The following is an 18,109-nucleotide window of genomic DNA, read 5'->3' as shown; positions in this document are numbered from 1 at the left end:
GCCGCTGGGTGCGGGGCCAATCATCCCTGCTCATAGGTGATTACTTTCGGTTATAGTGATGCCTCGTAAAGCGCATAAACGTATCGGCCAGCCCCTCGCTTACCCCTTGCAACTGAATGGCGTAAAAATCGCGCTGTATCGCTAAACCGGCCACATCCAGCACTCGCAACGCACCCGATTTGAGTTCATCCTGCACCGCAAAAATGGACACAAAGGCCATGCTCTTTGAACTGCCCAGATACGATTTGATTCCTTCGGTGCTGCCCAGCTGCATACCGACGGTGAGGTCGGTCAGGCGCAGCCCCGCCTTTCGCAGGGCGTGTTCGACTACTTCGAGTGAGCCAGAACCGCGTTCGCGCAGCACCAGCGGAATGGTTTTCAACTCATCCAGCGTCAGCTCATCCCGCCCGGCCAACGGGTGGTCGTCCCGGCAAACCAGTACCAGTTCGTCTTTGACAAAGGGCGTATAGCGAACATCGCTGTGGTGGGTGCGGCCTTCCACTAAGCCCAGATCGATGTCGTTGCCCAGCAGGGCCTGTTCGATCTGTTCGGTGTTGCCGCTGAGCAGGGATAGCTTCACCTCGGGCGTGTGCTCCTGAAAGCGGGCCAGTACCGCCGGAATGACGTACTGGGCAATGGTCGAACTGGCCCCCAGCCGCAGCTGTCCGCCTACCCGGCCCTTGAGTGTATTCATGTCGAATTCGGCCTGCTGGTAAATCGCAATGATTCCTTCAGCGTGGCGAAACAGCACCTGACCGGCCCTAGTAAGACTAACCTGGTTACCCCGCCGGTCGAAAAGGGCCGTGCCAAACTGGCTTTCGAGTTCCTGAATGTGTTTGGTAATGGCGGGCTGGGTCACGAATAGGTCGGCGGCTGCTTTGGTGAAACTGAGCCGTTTGGCCACCGTGTAAAAGACATTCAGGCGAAAATCGAGCATAGAACGATAGGAGTGAACGGCTAAAAATGGATTAGCCAAACCGGGAAGAAGGTGTTTTAAAGTGTCGGGGTTAACTCACCTTTTCAATAACCATCAGGGCGTACTCAGAACCACGGCACCGGCCGGATTTTTATCGCCCTGCAGCACCACCAAGAACCGCCCCGCCAGTCGCAGTTTAATCTGGTAGTACGCATTGATTTCCACCGCGCCTTTGTCATCCGTTTTAAACGCTACCACCGCTTCGGGGTTGACCGCCATGCTTTTCTGGTCGGACAGGTAGAGCGTGTATGCTGTGTCGGGCGTCAGCTTTTTGAGGGCCAGAACCAGCTCGTCGATCCCCCCGATGGTGCGCACGGTAGCCCCGCCCCCGACGCCCGGAACGGGTGGCGTCCCGTTGGGCGTCAGCCGCACGTTTACCGGTGTGGTTGGTACGAAAGCCTCCAGATTGGCTAGCCCGGTCGATCCGTCGGGTATCGCCCGGACGGCATACACCAGTGCCTGCGGGGCCTGCCCGCCCGGTATCTGCCGAATTTTGGTGTTGGTCTTCGTATCAATGACATCAACCGCGTCGCCGTTCTCCAGCCCTACGTACAGTTTACTGCCGTCGCCCGAGGGCCATATCCCGTGGGGATTCGGGCCGACCGGAATCGTGGCCACCAACTGACGGCTGCGGCTGTAGACTTTCACCACGTTTTCCCCGCCCACCGTCACGTAGGCAAACGCCCCGGCGGCACTGCCGCTGTAGCGCGAGCCGCCCTCCGCCCCCGCGAAGTTGACGTGGTTGGTGCCCGGTCCGGTGTCGATGACGCCTTCGGTTTCGTAGGTCTGGGCATTCACCACGCTTACTTTGCCCTCATCCTTGTGGGTGAACCAAACCTGCTGCCCGTCGAAGGTGGCCGCGATATTGGGCGAAAAGGGCGTTACGGTTGGAATACGTTTGATAACCTGGTAAGTTTTGGTGTCGACTACGTCCAGTTCGGCGGTGAACGAGTGGTTGACGAAAGCCACCTTACCGTCGGGCCGGAACACGACCATGCCCGGCCCTTTGGCCGTCTCGATGCGTCGAACCTCCTGCAACTTCTCCACGTCGATAACGGACACGTAGTCCTCCCCCCGCACCGTTAGCCAGAACTGCTTACCGTCGGGCGTGAAAAAACCCTCGTGCGGGTTGCGGCCCACGTACACTTTCCCCTTGATTTTGTTGGTCGTCAAATCCACAAAACTGACCGAGTTCGTCAGCGTAGAAACGACGCCTAAGGTGCGGTTATCCGGAGAGATGCCCAGGCCGTGCACGTTGGCCTCCCGGTCGTAGAGTGGGCTAAAGTCGTTGGGGCGGGCGATGCCAAAGCGAATGACCCCCAGGAGTTTGTCAGTCGAGGGATCAAACACCGATACTGTGTTGGAACTCTGGTCGGCGGTGTAGACCCGGTCCTGGCCCGTCACGCCCACCGGACCCGCATCCGGCGTGGTGACCGGTGTCAGCATGTGATCCTGGCAGGCGGTCAATACGCTCAGGCCAACCGCCATTAGTAGTACTGGAATTTTCATGATCTGTTTTCGTTGAGTGTGATTGCTGTATATGGCTGATTCAGCGCGGTTAATCCATCACAACACCGAACGCCTTGGGTTGGTAACCCATGTGGTGCTGTGATGGATCAATCAGTTCATTATGAATTAGGGGTCAGGGCCTGCCCGTTCACCACCGGGCTGATCTGCACCACGCGGGTAGCACTCCCCGTCTTCCCCGCATTGTCGGTCACGCGGGCCGTAATGGTCACCGATGTTTTGCCCACGGGCATCAGCAGCGAGCCGCCCACCACCCAGCCGAAGGTCGTCCGCACGTAGCCCGTGGGGTCGAGTTCGCTGCCCGCAATGTTGAACACAGGGGCTAAGTTACCCCCGGCCACGATGATGTTGCCGTTGGGTTGCAGCAGGGGCACGTCGAAGGTCACGTTCAGTCCCGTTACGTAGCGGTTGGGCCCTTTGGATGACTGGGTAGGGTCGACGATCGTACCCCGGGTGGCGTCGTCGCGGCCCTCCCCATTTTCATTGACCCCAATACCCGCTCGGCTGATGTCGAGTGCGGACACCTGAATGAAAAACAGCGAGGCATTGGTGGGTGGCGTGGGCGAGGTTTTGGGGCCAGTGGACACACTAGACGGATCGCGGGGAGCCAGCAGGGTGACAACCGGACCCGCCGGGTCAACCGGACCCGTGGTGTTGAGGGTCGCCGAGGGCGGGGGCGTCAGGGCCTGCCCGCTGGTGGCTATTCCATTGCCTTCGGCAACGGAGAGGGTGATTTTGTCGGTGCCCGTTTTGCCCGCTTTGTCCCGGACCGAGACGGTAATGGTAAACTGACCGACGCCCACCGGAATGGATTCGAGCACGTGCCAGCCGGTCCAGATGGTGACCCCCGGGCCGGGCGTGTCGTCGGTGCCGGCGATGTTGAAGAGGGCCGCCAGGTTGGTATTTTTTGGGATGATACCACCGTCGGGTTTAACCAGGTCGGTGTCGAAGAGAACCGTCAGGCCCGGCATGTTGGGGTTGACATTACCCAGCAGGGCGGTGTTGCGAATGTTGAGGCTTTCGTTGGTAATGACGTTGACCGAATCGCGGGTGACCACTTCCACATTAATCTCAAAGCCGCTGCCGTTGAAGCTGCCGGCTCCGGGTCGGCCGTCCCCGCGCGTGACGCGGGCATTAGCCACGGGTGAAACAATGCGCACGGTAGGGGCAAAATTTTCCGGTTCGCGGTGGTCGGCGCAGGCGGTGGCCAGCAGGGCCAGTATTCCAATCAGCAGTAGTCTATTGAACATCCTATTGGTTTTACTTAACGGGTTAATTGTGAGCTAACTTAGCTACTACGGAATAGTTTGGAAAAAGGTTGCGTGGGATAGATCGTCTGCCCGATTCGTCTATCCTCGGGAAGCGGATTTAAAAGGGGCAGGTGCCGTCTCGTTGCGGTATCGGGCTAACTACCAACCGGCGAAATGAGCTCCTTCGGGCGCTGTTGTTTTTCGTAGAGGATACCCAGGACGGCCCCGAAAAGCCAGTTAGCCACCGCAAAGTAGGCTATACCGGATGGGGGGAGTACGCGCCAGCCGATTACTCCCTGGCCGAGTGCGGGTAAGACCAGCAGGCCGTTGATGAGCCAGGGGAGCAACGAAAACAAACTGCCCTTTACCAGCCCGCTACCGGGCAGCCGGGCGTGTAGGACCGCGACGAAGAGCCACACCATACCAAAACCGGTCGCGTAGTGAAACGCCAGCCAGAACGGAAGCGTAGCCGGGCCGGGTAATCCGGCCTTCGCCCAGGCGTAAGTGATGCCCAGCCCATTGGCTATCGGTCCGGCGTAGCGACTACCGAGCCGGAGCAAACCGCCACTTTCCGCCACAATACCCAGGGGTTGCGCCAGTTTCAGGGCCAGTGTATTGACCGTAATCGCTACAGTTCCGGCCAGTAGTCCCGCTCTTAGTGGTGTTGGGGTCATGTTTGGATGATAAGTCGACTTGGTGAACGGATGATGGGTGGCAGGCAGGTAAATTAGGCCGGGTTGAAGGCCCGGTCAGGGGGCAATGGGCGGTTGAAAGCCATATTTTTTGTAGATGGCCTGCGCGGTTGGCCCGGTCAGGAAGGTCATAAAGTCGGTGGCAGCCTGGGGATGCGGGGCCGTTTTGACTGCGCCCCCCTGGTATTCGGCCACCACGTTTTCAATATCGGGAATGGCAATCAGCTCGACGGGGTTCTTCAGCTTCTGCTGATAAAACGCTTCGGTAAACCAGACTGGCCCCGCGTCCGACTCGTCGTAGAGCACCCGCATGGGTGTTTGGCGATGGTGAATCTGGGTCAGAAATGTGCTGTGGTCGGCTACTTTCGTTTGCATGATGGCCGATTTGAGCGCGTCGCCCCCGGCCTTTATGTAGGCCTCCTCGATGCGTCCGCCGATGCCTTCCCAGGCGGGGTTAGGCATGCTTATCCTCACGTCGGCCCGACTCAGGTCTTTCAGTCCGGTGATCTTTTTGGGATTGCCTTTTCGCACCATAATCGCCAATTTATTCCGGGCGTAGGTCTGAATGCTCACCAGCCGGTCGCGGTTTTCCTGCACCCGCTTTTTGCCGCCCAGGTACACATCGGGCTGGTGGTCGATCCGCATATTGCCGATGACGATCGAGCCGGTGGCCATCTGTTTGGCCAGAATACCCGGCGGCAGCGTCTCCACAAAGATCCGGGTGTAGGTGGGATAGTCTTTTTTGAAAGCGGCCAGCAGATCGTCCAGTACCATAAACTGATTGCCGCCCATAAACACCACCAACTGCGGGTTGACGATGTCGCCGTAGAGGTCGGGCACATTATCGACGCCCGGTACGGTGAAGGATACCCCACCGGTGGGGGGCGTATTCCAGGGTGGGTCGAAACGGTTCGGAGTAGGGGCTGGCTGCGCCTGACTGTCGGTAAGGAGGCTGGCCATGAGCACTATCGTAGCGAGAATTGGGTTGATTTTCATGAGCGAATATGGATGAAATTCCGGTGGAAAGTCTTGTTGATTGGATTATGGGTGAATGATCGTCCAGCCTTCCTGCCCCCGGATAATCAACTCGCCATTGCCGCTCGGCACGTAGGACAGGAACGGAAACAGTTCGTCTTTGCTGATTTTACGCTCGCGCATGGTATTCTCGCACATGGACAGGGTTACGCCCCGGTCCTGGAGTTTTTTGACCATCTCCTCATAACCGCTGTCTTTTCTGAACGCGGCTACGCCGGGGCCGTGAACGACCAGTTCGAGGTCGAGTTTACCCTTGAGCCGGGGATCGTCGAGGGCGTTCTGGATGTTGCGGAGGGTGCCTTTAATTTTATCGGGTTCTTCGCTGTCGAGCTGGTAGGCCGCTTTATAATGGGCTTTGGTGGCTTCAGCTCCATGGAAAACTGACGGGTCTTTGGTCTGCGCCAGGGCGGGTACGGTTGCGCCCAGCAGGGCGGTGACAAACAGCATAGTGATTGTTTTGAGCGTTTTCATACGAACTGGGTTGAGATTGAATTTAGTCATTTTGCTTGCGGGTCAGCCGCTTTCTTTGCGTCGGCAATGGGTTGATATGGCCCGAATTTGTGCTGTTTTTCGCTGAATGCGTCTGCATAGGGCGCAAAGGGGAAATCGACGGGTTTGGCTTCGATCTTCGGCCAGTCTCTGTGTTGATCTTTGTGGGGCCGGGGCATCGAGTTGACAAAGGCCGCCAGGTCCCAGGCTTCAGCATCGGTCAGCATCGGGCTTTCGTAACTGGCTCCAAACGGCATGTTGTTTTTAACGTATCCCGCAAAACTGGATAGCCGGAACAGGCCCGCTCCGTCGTTGTAACTGTGCGGCCCCCACAGGGGTGGGTAGGTGTACTGCGCGTCACCCGCCACCTTAATGCCTTCCCCTTTCGCCCCGTGGCAACTCTGGCATTTGGCCGCATACAGCAACTTACCTTTGGTCGGATCGGCTGCGCGGTCCAGAAAATCCAGTTTCGCCAGGCCCGCCCCTTTTGGCTTATCGCCTTTGGGAACACCCGTGCCGAGCCATTTCATGTAGGCTACCATCGCTTTCATTTCACGGCTGCTGCTGTCGGGTCCTTTGCCGCTCAAGCTCCGCTCGAAACAGTCCGTGATGCGTTTCACCACCGTCTCGATACCCCCCGACCGTTCCCGAAATTTGGGATAGGTCGAAAAAACGGCCGCGTAGTTGTTGCCCATGATTTTGGTGCCCGCATCCAAGTGGCAGTTCTGGCAGTTCATGCCGTTAGACAGGTGTAACACCGATCCGTTCGGGCCGAGGTATTTGGCGGTGTGGGCCACTAATTCCCGCCCGTAGCGGATCTCTTTGCCAGCCGCCCCGGCGGGCAACTGGGCATCGCCGGGCGGGTGCCAGTAGTTGGGTTTGGGCTGCCCGTCGGGTTGCGATGAAACAACCGGAGTTACGGAGGCCGTCTGCACCGCCGGGCCAGTGGTCCAGGCAACCGATTGGGCCGGCGCGGTCGTGTCGCCGAGTCCGACCATAACGACAACGATCAGCAGGCCGACGATAGCCACAGCGATCAGGCCAATCAGCGCGTTGAGCCAAGTAATCAGTTGCCAAACCGGCGCATCGGCCGATGAGTCAGTTTGGCGGGGTGCGGGCAGATCAGGTTGCGTTTCCATTTTTATCGTTGTGCGTTTACTTATTTCGTGAACCACAGTTTTATGGCAATACCAACCAGCAGGACCGCAAAACCTTTGGTCATTAGCTTGACGGGTATCATGGTGGCGAGTTTGGCTCCGAAAAAGCCGCCGATCAGAAATCCGGCGGCAATCCAGACGGCGGCCCAAATGTCGATAGCCCCCTCTTTGTAGTAGGCAAACGCGGCCAGCAGCCCCACCGGGGGAATCAAGGTGGCCAGGGCCGTTCCCTGCGCCGTTGTCTGCGAGAAGCCGAAGAGCAGCACCAGGGCCGGTACGATGATGATACCCCCGCCGATGCCAATCAGCCCGCTCAGGGCACCGGCCAGCAGACCAAGCAGGAGTAATAGCAGGACATGAGTCATGGTAATTCAGGGGATAAATGACGAATAAGCACCAAACAGATTTACGGATGGTCCGGTTAGCGGAGACTGGCTTTTTGTAACCGATCGGTCAGCAGACCCTGTAAGCCACCCAGCACCAGCAGAAACAGTCCTACGAAACCCAGGGACGTTTGCAGCCCGTCGGGACGCATCACTAAGGAGAAGGCAAAGCCACCGGCTACCAGCACGCAGATGGCATGAATGATCTCGACGCCGTAATCTTCTTTCTCGTCGGAACGGGTGCCCAGGAAGTAGAAAATGGCTTCGATGGCTTGCAAAAAAGCGTAAACGATGCCCCACAGCCCCAGAATATTGACTATCATCGCCAGTGGCTGACCAGCTTCGACCAGCAGGGCAACCCCGAAGATACTGTCCCGAATACCGGAAATGATAAACCAGCTATCGACCTGTTCGTGGCGTTTCCGGCGGAAGCCCAGAATCATCGTGCAAACCCCGGCGGCCAGCAGCAGGCCACCTAGCAGCAGGGCGTGGAGTAACGATGCCGTTGTTGGATGAATCAGCAGGACCAGGCCCATTCCGGCATAAAAGCCACCATGAAGGCCCATCAGCCACCAGGGCTGGGTTGCGGTTTTAATCGTGTTCGTTTTCATGAGTATAAGGGGTTTAGCCCGTTTTGTTGTTTCAAAGGTCAGGCCTTTTCAGAACCTCCGCCAATCACCAATAGTTATGGTCGATCCCCGATGGACGAGGGAGTACCCACCAACACCCCCTCGCTCGTTTCGATCCGTACCTGTTCCTGCTCGTGGGGCAGATTCGATTCGGGCGTGGCCGCCAGGGGTACCGTCTGCGGAATAAAATCATCGATAGCACCGGGTTTACTGTAGTCGTAGGGCCAGCGGTAGACCAGCGGCAGCTCACCCGGCCAGTTGCCGTGGAGCGGTACAATGGGCGTGGTCCATTCCAGGGTGTTCGATTTCCAGGGATTTTGCGGAGCGTACTTCCCCCGGAACATACTCCAGAAAAAGTTGAACAGGAAAATAAACTGCGCCCCAAACGTCACGAAAGCCGCGACGCTGATAAACTGATTCAGGTCGGTAAACGAATGGGTAAAATCGTAGGTGCTGAACGAATAATACCGGCGCGGAAACCCGGCGATACCGAGGTAGTGCATGGGGAAGAAAACTAGGTAGACACCCACGAATGTCAGCCAGAAATGCACGGCTCCCCAGGTGGCGTTCATCAGCCGGCCAAACATCTTGGGGTACCAGTGATAAATGCCGGCCATTGTACCAAAGAACGAGGCCGACCCCATAATGAGGTGAAAGTGGGCCACCACAAAATACGTGTCATGCAGTTGAATATCGAGTACGCTGTTGCCCAGAACGATGCCCGTGACGCCCCCGGTAAACAGAAACGAGACCACCCCGATGGCAAACAGCATGGCCGGACTGAAGATGATGTTACCCCGCCACAGCGTGGTGATGTAATTGAAGCCCTTGATGGCCGAGGGGACGGCAATAATCAGCGTCAGCAGCATGAAAATCGACCCCAGAAACGGGTTCATACCCGACACGAACATGTGGTGTGCCCAAACGACGAATGATAAAAAGACGATGGCAGCCATCGAGATGATCATAGCCAGGTAGCCAAAAATGGGCTTGCGCGACATGGTGGCAATCACTTCGGAGGTGATGCCCAGCGCGGGCAGAAAAATAATGTATACTTCTGGATGGCCCAGAAACCAGAACAGGTGCTGATAAAGAATAGCGGCTCCACCCGTTTCGGGCAATGCCTGACCGCCGATGTATATCTCGCTCAGGAAAAAACTGGTCCCCAGCGAATGATCGAAAAACAACAGCAAAAACGCCGAGAGCAGCACCGGAAAGGCAATGGTAGCAATGATGGCCGTGAAGAGAAAGGCCCAGACCGTTAGCGGGAGCCGTAGCATCGACATGCCCCGTGTGCGGTAGTTGATCACCGTAGCGATGTAGTTGATACCCCCCAGCAGAGTAGAAATCACAAACAGGGCAAACGCCAGCAAATAGAACGTCATGCCCAGGCCTGACCCGCCAGCCGCCTGGGGTAAGGCACTCAGGGGCGGATACACGACCCAGCCCCCTTCGGGCGGGCCGGTGGCGATAAAAAAGACCGAGAGCATCACCGCACTGGCCGCGAAGAAAAACCAGTACGACAGCATGTTGATAAAGCCCGATGCCATGTCCCGCGCCCCTATCTGGAGCGGAATGAGCAGGTTGCTGAAGGTACCGCTCAACCCCGCCGTCAGCACAAAAAACATCATGATCGCCCCGTGCATGGTGACCAGCCCAAGGTAACTGTCGGGCGTGAGCTGGCCCGTTTCGCTCACATAGTGGCCCAGCAACGGGCGCAGCCAGCCCAGTCTGGCAGCCGGGAAGCCCAGTTGCAGCCGAATCAGCATCGACGCCCCCCCACCAATCACCGCCCAGGCCATGCCCGTCAGCAGGTATTGTTTGGAGATGACTTTGTGGTCGGTACTAAAAATGTAGCGGGTCCAGAACGACTGTGGCTCGTCGTGGAGGTCGATGTCAGTGGCAGGGATTGGCGCTTCGGTAATCATAACAGTGTTGATGAGTAGGGCCAAAGCTACCGGCTTCGGGCGGTCTGATAAAGAGACAAAAGAACAGTTACACAGGACAATTCAATGATTATCAGGCGGTAACTCGCGGCGCTGCTGGGGCGTTTGCCCATTGTTTTTACGATAAAAGCGCGAGAAGTAAGCCGTATCGGTAAAACCCAGCGTGTAGCTGATGGCCTTGATCGTCAAGTCGGTATGCAGCAACAATCGGTCGGCTTCGGCCAGCAGACGGTCTCGGATGAGCTGGCTGGCTGTTTTGTCCAGTTGCTGCCGACAGCAACTGTTGAGGTAATTGGGCGTGACGCGCAACTGATCGGCGTAAGCCTGGCAGCTTCGCTGGTTGGCAAACTGTGCATCGAGTAACTCCTCGAACCGACGCACCAGCCCGCTGCTGTTGTGGGCAGGTACATAAGCCACCTCTTCGTAAAGCTGAAAGGCGTTTTCGAGCATCAGGTGCAGCAGCGAGGCAAACACCTCGGCCTGCCGGGGCCGGGGGTGCGTAAACTCCCGGTACGCCCAGTCGAACAGGGTAGGCAGCATGGGGGCGTCGGGCCGGAGCGACAGCAGCGCCGTGGGCCGGTCGGGCCGGAAAAACGGGTAGTCGAACAACCGTTTGGGAAAACGGGCCTGAAAATAGGCCCCATCGAAAAAGAGCAGCACCCCCTGGGCATCATTGCTCAGGCTCCAGCCGTGTACCTGCCCCGGTGCCAGAAAATACAATTGCGGGGGCGTAACGGTGTATGTTTGGGCATCGATAGTATGCGTACCCGACCCGGCCCAGACGTACATCACCAGGTAGAACGCATGGGCGTGGGGCTGGTCGATACCCCGCATCTGCCGGATTAGATCGGCGATTTGAATCATGTAAAACCCACGCTGATCCGTGGCATCACTGGGGTAATCGGCAATAGTATAGGTGGTTAATGGCTTGCGTTTCATGGTCGTGTCAGTCGCCTGGCTGGATAAGTATGTCCAGACGACCGGCTCAAAAGTAGGGAGCCATCGACCGGTGCGCCAATCATAACTGGTGCGGGGGCATTCCGAAAAATGATAGCCAGGTGGGAGCGGATTGCGTCACCTTTGTGGCCTGCTCGGCGTGTGTCGGAAAGCCCGATCAGGTTCCATTCACTTCCGGTTTTATCAACACACGTATGACCAACTTCCGGCACTGGCCGATTCTCGCTATGTTATTTACGCCCGGATTACTCGCGGCTCAGACCCCAACCGACACCCTGCATGTGTATGGTCCCGGTGGTCCGTTTGGCCCCCTGAATGAATGTGCTGCCCTATTTGGGCAGCAGACGGGCCACCCCGTTAAGGTGGTTGCTGGTCCTGATGTGGTCTGGCTGGCCGACGCGCAGCAACGTGCCGACCTGTTTTTTGGCGGTTCGGAATATATGCTCACCCAGTTTACGGCCGCGCACCCCGATCTGGTCGATGCCGCGAGTCGCACGGAACTGTACCGCCGGGCGGCCGCCATCCTGGTGCGGCCCGGCAATCCGAAGCAGATCAAAACCCTGCGCGACCTGACCAAACCGGGCATTACCATCCTCGACGTGAACGGGGCCGGGCAACTAGGGTTATGGGAAGACCTGGCCGGTCGGCAAAACCTGATTGGCGGCATTCAGGCCAACATCGGGCAGTCGTTCGCCAATTCGGCGCTGGGCATTGCCGCCTGGAAACAGGACAGCCGCTACGATGCCTGGATCACGTATGCGTCGTGGCATAACCGGCTGACGACCGAAACGGCGGTGGTGTCGTTGCCCCCATCGGAAGTCGTTTTTCGGGGTACGCCGATTGCCTTGAGCAAAACGACCCGGCAGGCCGATACAGCCCGGCAGTTCGTCCAGTTTCTGCAATCTGACAAAGGCCACGCGGTCTTCAAAAAATGGGGCTGGGACTGATGGCTACGTGCTTCTGTCAGTAACGTCTACGCCGACCGCTGGCCGAAGGAACAGAACGTAAACGGCTGAAGCGTACCGAACGGCGTTGGGTGCTCGACCCGCTGGCAATATCGCTTGTTGAAAAACTGCCCCAGCGTAGCGGTTAACTGGGTTTCGGAATACTGCTGAACAGGTAAGCCGCTGCATCGTCCCGGCCCGTCTTCGGCAAACGTACCCACCACCAGCCGCCCCGTTGCGGCCAGGTTATCCCGAATCAGCGTCAGGTAGTCAGTTATTTCAGACTGGCTGGTCAGGAAGTGAAACGCGGCCCGGTCGTGCCAGAAATCAAAGGGCGTGTCCGGTCGAAACCGGGTCGCATCGGCCACCACCCAGGTGACCCGGTTGGCCTGTGCACCAAGCCGCCGCCGGGCTCGGTCGAGCGCAGCCGCCGAAATATCCAGCACCGTAACTTGCTCGAAACCCCGCTCCAGCAGACAGTCGACCAATCGGCTATCGCCCCCGCCCACGTCGATGATTCGGGCGGATTGGGGTAGCTTGGCTTCATCTATGAAACGCAGCGATTCGGCAGGCACCGGCTCGTACCAGCTAACCTGATCGGTTTCTTTGGTTTGATACACAGTATTCCAGTGCTCCTGACGGTGATGGGGGTTAGGCTCCATGGGAATTGATAGTAAGTGATTTTGGTCGTAAAGTAATCACATTACGGATGACCTGTCTGTGACAATACACACAGACCGACGTTTTTCTGAACGGTGATCGGGTAGGAGGGAAGTGGCTGAAAAAGGACTTTTTTGCGTTCAATAAACCCGTTCAGTTTAATTGTTTACGATATGGACCTGTTCCAAGCTTTTATTGGACGCGGTTAGCCAGATTTTTGACGTGATCGTAAAACTTAAATACATGCATGGACGTAACAAAGCTCGCTTGGATCACAAGCGAGCGACAATACTGCCGTCCTATTTGCAGTATAGTAGAAAGTCGTTCTACAGGTAAAAATTAGCTTATTATATAGAGGGGCGTATTAATTGTTGGTTCCTCTTTTTGGGCTTGGGCGTGGGATGCATTCCTCCACCGTTCCAGATATAACCATTTACAAGCCAGTCTTCATAATAATGTAACCACAAGGATATCCAAGGAATAATTGTGTCGTTTAACCATTCATAATCACTAAACTCCCAGGCACTAGGAAGATATAGACATAACGACCAATCACTATATAGATGAGGGGGCTTTTCACCTGTTGCCCCTTTCTCTAGTTCTGGGCTAAGAATATGTATAACCGGTCTGGAGTGTTGACGATACGTTAATCGAAAAAAATAGGCACAACTTCTAGCGCTGGGTTGTAATGACCCTCGAACTTCTAGCTGATTATGAGATAGATAGCGAATTTTAAAATTTGGATGATTGCGCTGAATATAGGCTGCTTGCTGAGCTAAGTTCGGCATCTTGCGCAGCTTGCGATTAATCACCGTAAAAAGTGTTCGGTTTAATTATTGTGCTACTGGCTACGCTCGCTGTCAAAATACCCGTCGTTCGGTCTTGCCGTAATTGCCCGTTTGAACGTCTTACGTCCATCTCCTGCATGCGTAATGACGATCCCGCATTATATGTATCATTTCCAAAAAGATCCTTTAGGATTCGGCTTTCTGTTACTACTCCCTGTTGAAGTTTAAACTTTTGCCATTCTTCTTTAAGGTGCCGGGCAAAACGCAGAAACTCATAATAGTATTTTGGCTCAGTCTCCCATTTTGACGTAAAATCTTCATTTAAATTCACTGGATTTAATACCTTGATCCGGCCGCCAACAACCATTTGAAACCTATTTGCGTCAGTTACAATTCTGCTGATGATTCCATCCATAGTGGTGTAAATGGAGGGCTCACCGCCATAATATTGACCTGCGATAGTTGTCAAAATTACGCTTGATGTCGCATATGAGTCATCGTCAGCAAAGAAAATATCGCGGTATCTCTTTAATAATTGTACACTTCGCTGTAAAGGTTTTTTTCTTCTAAAATTGTCAGCTGGCAGCTTTTCTAACGATGCAGCCATTCGTTGATCAGCTTTCTCCAGTAACGATTCAATTACTTTATTTGCCTGATCAATGAACCAGTCTGCATGACCTCTTGGATTACTTTTATCAATTGTGCCGCTATCTTTATTGGCAACAAGTATCGTATTCTTACAGCTTTCCGACTCCTGACAAGCGGCCAGTACATCCATATGAAAGTCATTCTCATAGCGGATTCGTATGCATCGGCTTTTAGGATCCAGTTTGTCCCGATATCTACTCCCCGGTTCACTCAAACGACGTTCCAGCTGATTCAGAATGTAACTGGGGCTATATTGAGCAGATATACACCTGAGTTGAATTACCGTGTCCAGGTCAAACTCGCTTCCTGTATACGGCTTGTTAGTTGTGCCAATACGAACACTGCCCTGTGCGTATGCTTCTGATACCAGACCTTTGAAGAAGATGGGGTCATCCATAACAAATTGGTGTACTGCCTTGTAGGCCGTTTCCATACGCTCCCGGCGGGTATCATCCAACTGAAGGCTTTCTGCCATTTTATCCAGTTGATCATCTAACTGAATAGTAGGATCGTCATAGTTAATCATTGATTGATTGATTTAAGTTAACACAAAATTTTCTTTGCGTGAGGAAGTATAGTGATGCCTGTCGACGTGCTCCCTGAACGGATTTCTTCCGGAGTAGCAAACGTATATATATCATTTAAGCTCCGCTGGACAAACAGACGCTTGAGTTCATCGATCTGCTTACTGTTTTCCGGCTTTAACTCGATAATATCAGCGTATAAAAACTCATCTATGGGGAAGGCATCCGGTGATTTTATCCCTTCGTAATCAGATTTGAAATGACAATACTGTATATAGGGGAAGTCCTCTTGTTTCAGTAAACCCTCTACAATCAGTTCTTCATAAAACTCTCTCCACGGGTCTGTCTCACGGTCTCTTTTAGCATCAAACCATCTTAAAAAAGCCGGTAAATGACGTCTTTCATTAATCTTACACCGTAAGTCATTCCGGCTGTCATCGTCTACACCAATACCCGGCCTTATATCAACAGCGATGCCTAATTCCTGGAACAGGGAAGCCGTTTCTCTTTTCAAGTATTTGTAGACGCCACCCACAGGCTGGTAACCCCGCAAAGGATTTTTATGATTTCGAACAAGCAGGAACTGACCGTCAACTTCGATACGGAACAGGTAAGCCATAGAAACCCGAACAGCTTTTGTTGGCTTTATGTAGGATTGGATCAGAACCCGAAGGTACTGTTTACTCTCCCAAGCCAGTACTAACAGACTGGTTCCGGCAGCAAACAGTACCCCTAAACCAGCATCCCTTACACTATCCTTTATATCAGGTCGATTATTCAGAAACCATGTGCCTGCTACAAAGAGCACGACTCCAACAAAGACATTTATTATCTCTTTCATATTTGTTAGGTGGGCGTTACGTTCTCACAATGCAAGGTTGACAAAAAAAGTTCTATTATATCATTTGTCAACCAATTTTTTTTAACTGTCAACCAGTAGAAAGGAATAGTTTGCCGGTTTTCCTGTTGCAGAGCGTATTTAACACTACTTTTGCGCGCATAAATTTATAGTGTAGGCATACCGAACTCAATGCGTCAACCCTTGCCAACTAAAGCAGAAAATGAATAATACCTTTCCTATCCGTTTAAAACAAGCACGTTTATTGGCTAAGCTGTCGCTACGGGAACTCTCTGAGCGTGCTAATCTAATTGTTAGTTACAACGCCATTAAGAAGTACGAAGACGGCAAAATGATGCCTGAAGAGCCGGTTATTTCAGCTCTTGCTAAAGCATTAGCGGTAAGTCCTGACTACTTTTTCAAGCCATCTAAAATTGAGCTAACTAATGTTGAGTTTCGAAAAAGGGCAAAGCTCACTGCCAAAGAAATCAGTAGTATTAAAGAACGGGTAAAAGATCATGTTGAGCGATACTTAGAAGTGGAAAGCATTCTTCATATCTCTCAAGAGTTTGTCAATCCACTGGCGAACAAACCTATATCCAGTATCGATGAAATAGAAAATACGATTTTGCAGTTGCTGAAAGAATGGAATTTAGGCTATAATCCTATTCCTAATGTAATTGAGATGCTGGAAGAAAAAGGAATCAAAATAGTGGAAATCCAGGCACCACTTGAATTTGATGGGCTTGCGGCAATGGTCAATTCGATTCCGGTTATTGTGCTGAATAAAGCCTATACACCAGAGCGGAAACGACTAACTGCCCTTCATGAGCTAGGACATATCATGCTAAAACTTCCCCACCATTGGGAAAGTAAAGAAATAGAACGTTGCTGCCATCGATTTGCCAGTGCTATGCTGGTTTCCAAACCAGTGATGCAGACACTTCTGGGTAAGCCAAGAACAAATATTACACTGGATGAGCTAATATCGATTAAAGAACAATACGGCATTTCCATTCAGGCAATCGTTCGAAGAGCAAAAGATTTAGAGATTATCAATGACTACGCCTATAAAAACTTCTTCATCTGGATCAGTAAGAATAGGAAAGAGGAGGGCTTAGGGTCATACAAAGGGGAAGAGAAATCATACAGATTCAACCTGCTTCTGTATCGTATTGCAGCAGAAGAATTAGTGTCGTTAGCTAAAGCTGCCGCGTTAGGGGAAATGAAAATCGCTGATTTGAGAACCGTGTTAGACAAAATGCTATAGTATTACTTATTGATGACGACTCCCGTTACTATCCACGATGCTACCATTTTTAGCGACCTAGTTCAAACAGAATTGGTCAATATGCCCTTTGATTTAGATATAGTTTATCAAACAACTCAGTCAGTTTTTGATGAATTAACATTGAAAGAGCAACGACTTTTTAACTCGTATCTAGATACAGGCCAACTACTTATTCGCTCTATATCAGCTGAGGGAATCGATGCATTGGCCCAGCAACTGGCGTCTGATTCCCAGCTTTGTTACCAGGACCTTTCTGCGATTCGGTTAGCTTACGAAAGTCAGAGTTTACTTCTGACACATATTAAGCTGGTACGTGCAAAAGCCAAGCAGCAAGGCTTGTCTGTTTTCACCATACTATGGATTTTGGATGAATTGTATAAATATGAACGGATAACCAAAGCTTTGGCTCATGATTGCCTTTCCCGATTAATGAAAGCGAACAGGAGATTCCCGGATGGAGAATGCCATAATCGGCTAAAAACCTGGTCACTCAGAAGCACGGTAAGTTGAGTAAATCTAATTTCAGTATAGCAGTCATTATAAAGGCTTCCTCATCAATATATGCCAAACTGTTCTTCTAACTGATGCATTAAGATAGGCGCCGTCTGACCAAGCGTATTCGTAAACTTGCCGAATAGTAATGCCTACACTATGAAGAGAACATCTTAAATATCACTTTATTCTACTGAGGCCTGATCCTATTCTTGTCGCAAATTATTGCTATTTTTGCGACAGAACGTATATTACCTTAATGATAGAAAATACTGAAAGTCAGGTATTTGGGAAAGTATCGCGTTCCGCAAGGGGTACAATATTCTTTGCAGATAACTTTATAAATATTGCCAATGCCAAAACGGTTGCCAAATCGTTGGAGCGACTAGTGCAGTCTGGCAAGTTGTACCGTGTGGCAACGGGCATGTATGTTCGGCCGGTTGATGATCAGATAATAGGGACTATACTACCCAGCATCGAAGAGATTGCAGCCGCCATTGCCAAACGCGACAAATCACGAACAGTACCAACCGGTAGCTACGCGCTTTATAAATTAGGACTTACTACGCAGGTACCGTTGAATGTAGTCTACTATACCGACGCTTCACCCCGTAAAATTAAAGTAGGTCAACAGACCATTACGTTTAAGAAAGCCAGCGCCCGAAATCTTGCTGCTATTGGCGATATTAGTAAACTAGCGATTCAAGCCTTGCGTACTATTGGCAAAGACAACGTAACGGATGAAGACCTGCGTATTATCCGAGAGCGATTGAAAGACGAAAAGCCTTACCACCTGCAACACGATCTGAAAGTAGCTCCTGAATGGATAAGACAGTTGCTGCGGCCATTCAACCAGATAAACAATAATGATTGATAACGTAAG

19 protein-coding genes are annotated in these 18,109 nt (G+C 52.9%); 5 read left to right on the top strand and 14 right to left on the bottom strand.

What is annotated here, in order from left to right; translation table 11 throughout:
• Window positions 1-40 precede the first annotated feature (40 nt).
• The 3 genes from CWM47_RS28390 to CWM47_RS38360 form a co-directional block, all read right to left on the bottom strand.
• Window positions 41-937: a LysR family transcriptional regulator gene (locus CWM47_RS28390; RefSeq protein ID WP_100991977.1), complete on the bottom strand. Its 897-nt coding sequence runs from the start codon at window positions 935-937 to the stop codon at window positions 41-43.
• A gap of 93 nt (window positions 938-1,030) precedes the next feature.
• Complete coding sequence (locus CWM47_RS28385) at window positions 1,031-2,485, bottom strand: YncE family protein (protein ID WP_018619829.1); 1,455 nt, start codon at window positions 2,483-2,485, stop codon at window positions 1,031-1,033.
• 119 nt (window positions 2,486-2,604) lie between these two features.
• Window positions 2,605-3,324 carry a hypothetical protein gene (locus CWM47_RS38360; protein ID WP_157816074.1) on the bottom strand — a complete coding sequence of 240 codons (720 nt, stop codon included), beginning with the start codon at window positions 3,322-3,324 and terminating at the stop codon, window positions 2,605-2,607.
• Between CWM47_RS38360 and CWM47_RS38355 the strand changes: the two genes are divergently transcribed.
• A complete protein-coding gene (locus tag CWM47_RS38355; RefSeq protein ID WP_157816073.1) occupies window positions 3,325-3,651 on the top strand; it encodes a hypothetical protein in 327 nt (108 codons plus the stop codon).
• Between the two features lie 257 nt (window positions 3,652-3,908).
• On the opposite strand, the gene CWM47_RS28375 is transcribed toward CWM47_RS38355, so the two are convergent.
• The 8 genes from CWM47_RS28375 to CWM47_RS28340 all read right to left on the bottom strand — a co-directional run bounded on the left by CWM47_RS28375 (window position 3,909) and on the right by CWM47_RS28340 (window position 11,023).
• A complete protein-coding gene (locus CWM47_RS28375) occupies window positions 3,909-4,427 on the bottom strand; it encodes a hypothetical protein (RefSeq protein ID WP_018619831.1) in 519 nt (172 codons plus the stop codon).
• A gap of 75 nt (window positions 4,428-4,502) precedes the next feature.
• A complete protein-coding gene (locus CWM47_RS28370; protein ID WP_018619832.1) occupies window positions 4,503-5,441 on the bottom strand; it encodes a molybdate ABC transporter substrate-binding protein in 939 nt (312 codons plus the stop codon).
• A 45-nt stretch (window positions 5,442-5,486) separates the two neighbouring features.
• Entirely contained in the window at window positions 5,487-5,951 is a 465-nt protein-coding gene (locus CWM47_RS28365) for a DsrE family protein (protein ID WP_026260770.1), read from the bottom strand.
• Window positions 5,952-5,977: 26 nt separating this feature from the next.
• On the bottom strand, window positions 5,978-7,108 hold the full coding sequence (locus CWM47_RS28360) for a c-type cytochrome (RefSeq protein ID WP_100991975.1): 1,131 nt from the start codon (window positions 7,106-7,108) through the stop codon (window positions 5,978-5,980).
• Between the two features lie 20 nt (window positions 7,109-7,128).
• Complete coding sequence (locus tag CWM47_RS28355) at window positions 7,129-7,491, bottom strand: sulfite exporter TauE/SafE family protein (protein ID WP_018619835.1); 363 nt, start codon at window positions 7,489-7,491, stop codon at window positions 7,129-7,131.
• Window positions 7,492-7,547: 56 nt separating this feature from the next.
• The gene (locus CWM47_RS28350; RefSeq protein ID WP_018619836.1) at window positions 7,548-8,120 is read right to left on the bottom strand and encodes a DUF308 domain-containing protein; all 573 of its coding nucleotides are present in this window, start codon (window positions 8,118-8,120) and stop codon (window positions 7,548-7,550) included.
• A gap of 74 nt (window positions 8,121-8,194) precedes the next feature.
• The gene (locus CWM47_RS28345; protein WP_018619837.1) at window positions 8,195-10,066 is read right to left on the bottom strand and encodes a cytochrome c oxidase subunit I; all 1,872 of its coding nucleotides are present in this window, start codon (window positions 10,064-10,066) and stop codon (window positions 8,195-8,197) included.
• 81 nt (window positions 10,067-10,147) lie between these two features.
• Window positions 10,148-11,023: a helix-turn-helix transcriptional regulator gene (locus CWM47_RS28340; RefSeq protein WP_100991974.1), complete on the bottom strand. Its 876-nt coding sequence runs from the start codon at window positions 11,021-11,023 to the stop codon at window positions 10,148-10,150.
• Window positions 11,024-11,235: 212 nt separating this feature from the next.
• Here CWM47_RS28340 and CWM47_RS28335 point away from each other — a divergent pair, with 212 nt between their 5' ends.
• Window positions 11,236-11,988, top strand: a complete 753-nt coding sequence (locus CWM47_RS28335) for a substrate-binding domain-containing protein (RefSeq protein WP_018619839.1) — start codon at window positions 11,236-11,238, stop codon at window positions 11,986-11,988.
• A gap of 26 nt (window positions 11,989-12,014) precedes the next feature.
• On the opposite strand, the gene CWM47_RS28330 is transcribed toward CWM47_RS28335, so the two are convergent.
• The 3 genes from CWM47_RS28330 to CWM47_RS28320 form a co-directional block, all read right to left on the bottom strand.
• Window positions 12,015-12,647 (bottom strand): class I SAM-dependent methyltransferase, encoded by a 633-nt coding sequence (locus CWM47_RS28330; protein WP_100991973.1) that lies wholly within the window; start codon window positions 12,645-12,647, stop codon window positions 12,015-12,017.
• A gap of 802 nt (window positions 12,648-13,449) precedes the next feature.
• On the bottom strand, window positions 13,450-14,607 hold the full coding sequence (locus tag CWM47_RS28325) for a nucleotidyltransferase domain-containing protein (RefSeq protein WP_100991972.1): 1,158 nt from the start codon (window positions 14,605-14,607) through the stop codon (window positions 13,450-13,452).
• Window positions 14,608-14,624: 17 nt separating this feature from the next.
• Window positions 14,625-15,446, bottom strand: a complete 822-nt coding sequence (locus tag CWM47_RS28320) for an SMODS-associated NUDIX domain-containing protein (RefSeq protein ID WP_100991971.1) — start codon at window positions 15,444-15,446, stop codon at window positions 14,625-14,627.
• A gap of 220 nt (window positions 15,447-15,666) precedes the next feature.
• Between CWM47_RS28320 and CWM47_RS28315 the strand changes: the two genes are divergently transcribed.
• The 3 genes from CWM47_RS28315 to CWM47_RS28305 all read left to right on the top strand — a co-directional run bounded on the left by CWM47_RS28315 (window position 15,667) and on the right by CWM47_RS28305 (window position 18,100).
• Window positions 15,667-16,713, top strand: coding sequence for a helix-turn-helix domain-containing protein (locus CWM47_RS28315; RefSeq protein WP_100991970.1), 1,047 nt, complete (start codon window positions 15,667-15,669; stop codon window positions 16,711-16,713).
• 12 nt (window positions 16,714-16,725) lie between these two features.
• Complete coding sequence (locus CWM47_RS28310) at window positions 16,726-17,244, top strand: PIN domain-containing protein (RefSeq protein WP_100991969.1); 519 nt, start codon at window positions 16,726-16,728, stop codon at window positions 17,242-17,244.
• Window positions 17,245-17,485: 241 nt separating this feature from the next.
• The gene (locus tag CWM47_RS28305) at window positions 17,486-18,100 is read left to right on the top strand and encodes a DUF6088 family protein (protein ID WP_170069459.1); all 615 of its coding nucleotides are present in this window, start codon (window positions 17,486-17,488) and stop codon (window positions 18,098-18,100) included.
• Window positions 18,101-18,109 lie beyond the last annotated feature (9 nt).

This window comes from Spirosoma pollinicola, from assembly GCF_002831565.1.
Classification (GTDB): domain Bacteria; phylum Bacteroidota; class Bacteroidia; order Cytophagales; family Spirosomataceae; genus Spirosoma; species Spirosoma pollinicola.
The sequence above is the reverse complement of the archived record's forward strand: the minus strand, read 5'-3'. Positions and strand labels throughout refer to the sequence as shown.

Bases quoted from the DNA above. Each gene is read 5' to 3' on its own strand.
- CWM47_RS28360 (WP_100991975.1), bottom strand. From the start codon at position 7,108: ATGGAAACGCAACCTGATCTGCCCGCACCCCGCCAAACTGACTCATCG.
- CWM47_RS28305 (WP_170069459.1), top strand. From the start codon at position 17,486: ATGATAGAAAATACTGAAAGTCAGGTATTTGGGAAAGTATCGCGTTCC.
- CWM47_RS28355 (WP_018619835.1), bottom strand. From the start codon at position 7,491: ATGACTCATGTCCTGCTATTACTCCTGCTTGGTCTGCTGGCCGGTGCC.
- CWM47_RS28340 (WP_100991974.1), bottom strand. From the start codon at position 11,023: ATGAAACGCAAGCCATTAACCACCTATACTATTGCCGATTACCCCAGT.
- CWM47_RS28375 (WP_018619831.1), bottom strand. From the start codon at position 4,427: ATGACCCCAACACCACTAAGAGCGGGACTACTGGCCGGAACTGTAGCG.
- CWM47_RS28320 (WP_100991971.1), bottom strand. From the start codon at position 15,446: ATGAAAGAGATAATAAATGTCTTTGTTGGAGTCGTGCTCTTTGTAGCA.
- CWM47_RS28365 (WP_026260770.1), bottom strand. From the start codon at position 5,951: ATGAAAACGCTCAAAACAATCACTATGCTGTTTGTCACCGCCCTGCTG.
- CWM47_RS28390 (WP_100991977.1), bottom strand. From the start codon at position 937: ATGCTCGATTTTCGCCTGAATGTCTTTTACACGGTGGCCAAACGGCTC.
- CWM47_RS28325 (WP_100991972.1), bottom strand. From the start codon at position 14,607: ATGATTAACTATGACGATCCTACTATTCAGTTAGATGATCAACTGGAT.
- CWM47_RS28330 (WP_100991973.1), bottom strand. From the start codon at position 12,647: ATGGAGCCTAACCCCCATCACCGTCAGGAGCACTGGAATACTGTGTAT.
- CWM47_RS28385 (WP_018619829.1), bottom strand. From the start codon at position 2,485: ATGAAAATTCCAGTACTACTAATGGCGGTTGGCCTGAGCGTATTGACC.
- CWM47_RS28335 (WP_018619839.1), top strand. From the start codon at position 11,236: ATGACCAACTTCCGGCACTGGCCGATTCTCGCTATGTTATTTACGCCC.
- CWM47_RS28315 (WP_100991970.1), top strand. From the start codon at position 15,667: ATGAATAATACCTTTCCTATCCGTTTAAAACAAGCACGTTTATTGGCT.
- CWM47_RS28370 (WP_018619832.1), bottom strand. From the start codon at position 5,441: ATGAAAATCAACCCAATTCTCGCTACGATAGTGCTCATGGCCAGCCTC.
- CWM47_RS28310 (WP_100991969.1), top strand. From the start codon at position 16,726: ATGACGACTCCCGTTACTATCCACGATGCTACCATTTTTAGCGACCTA.
- CWM47_RS28350 (WP_018619836.1), bottom strand. From the start codon at position 8,120: ATGAAAACGAACACGATTAAAACCGCAACCCAGCCCTGGTGGCTGATG.
- CWM47_RS28345 (WP_018619837.1), bottom strand. From the start codon at position 10,066: ATGATTACCGAAGCGCCAATCCCTGCCACTGACATCGACCTCCACGAC.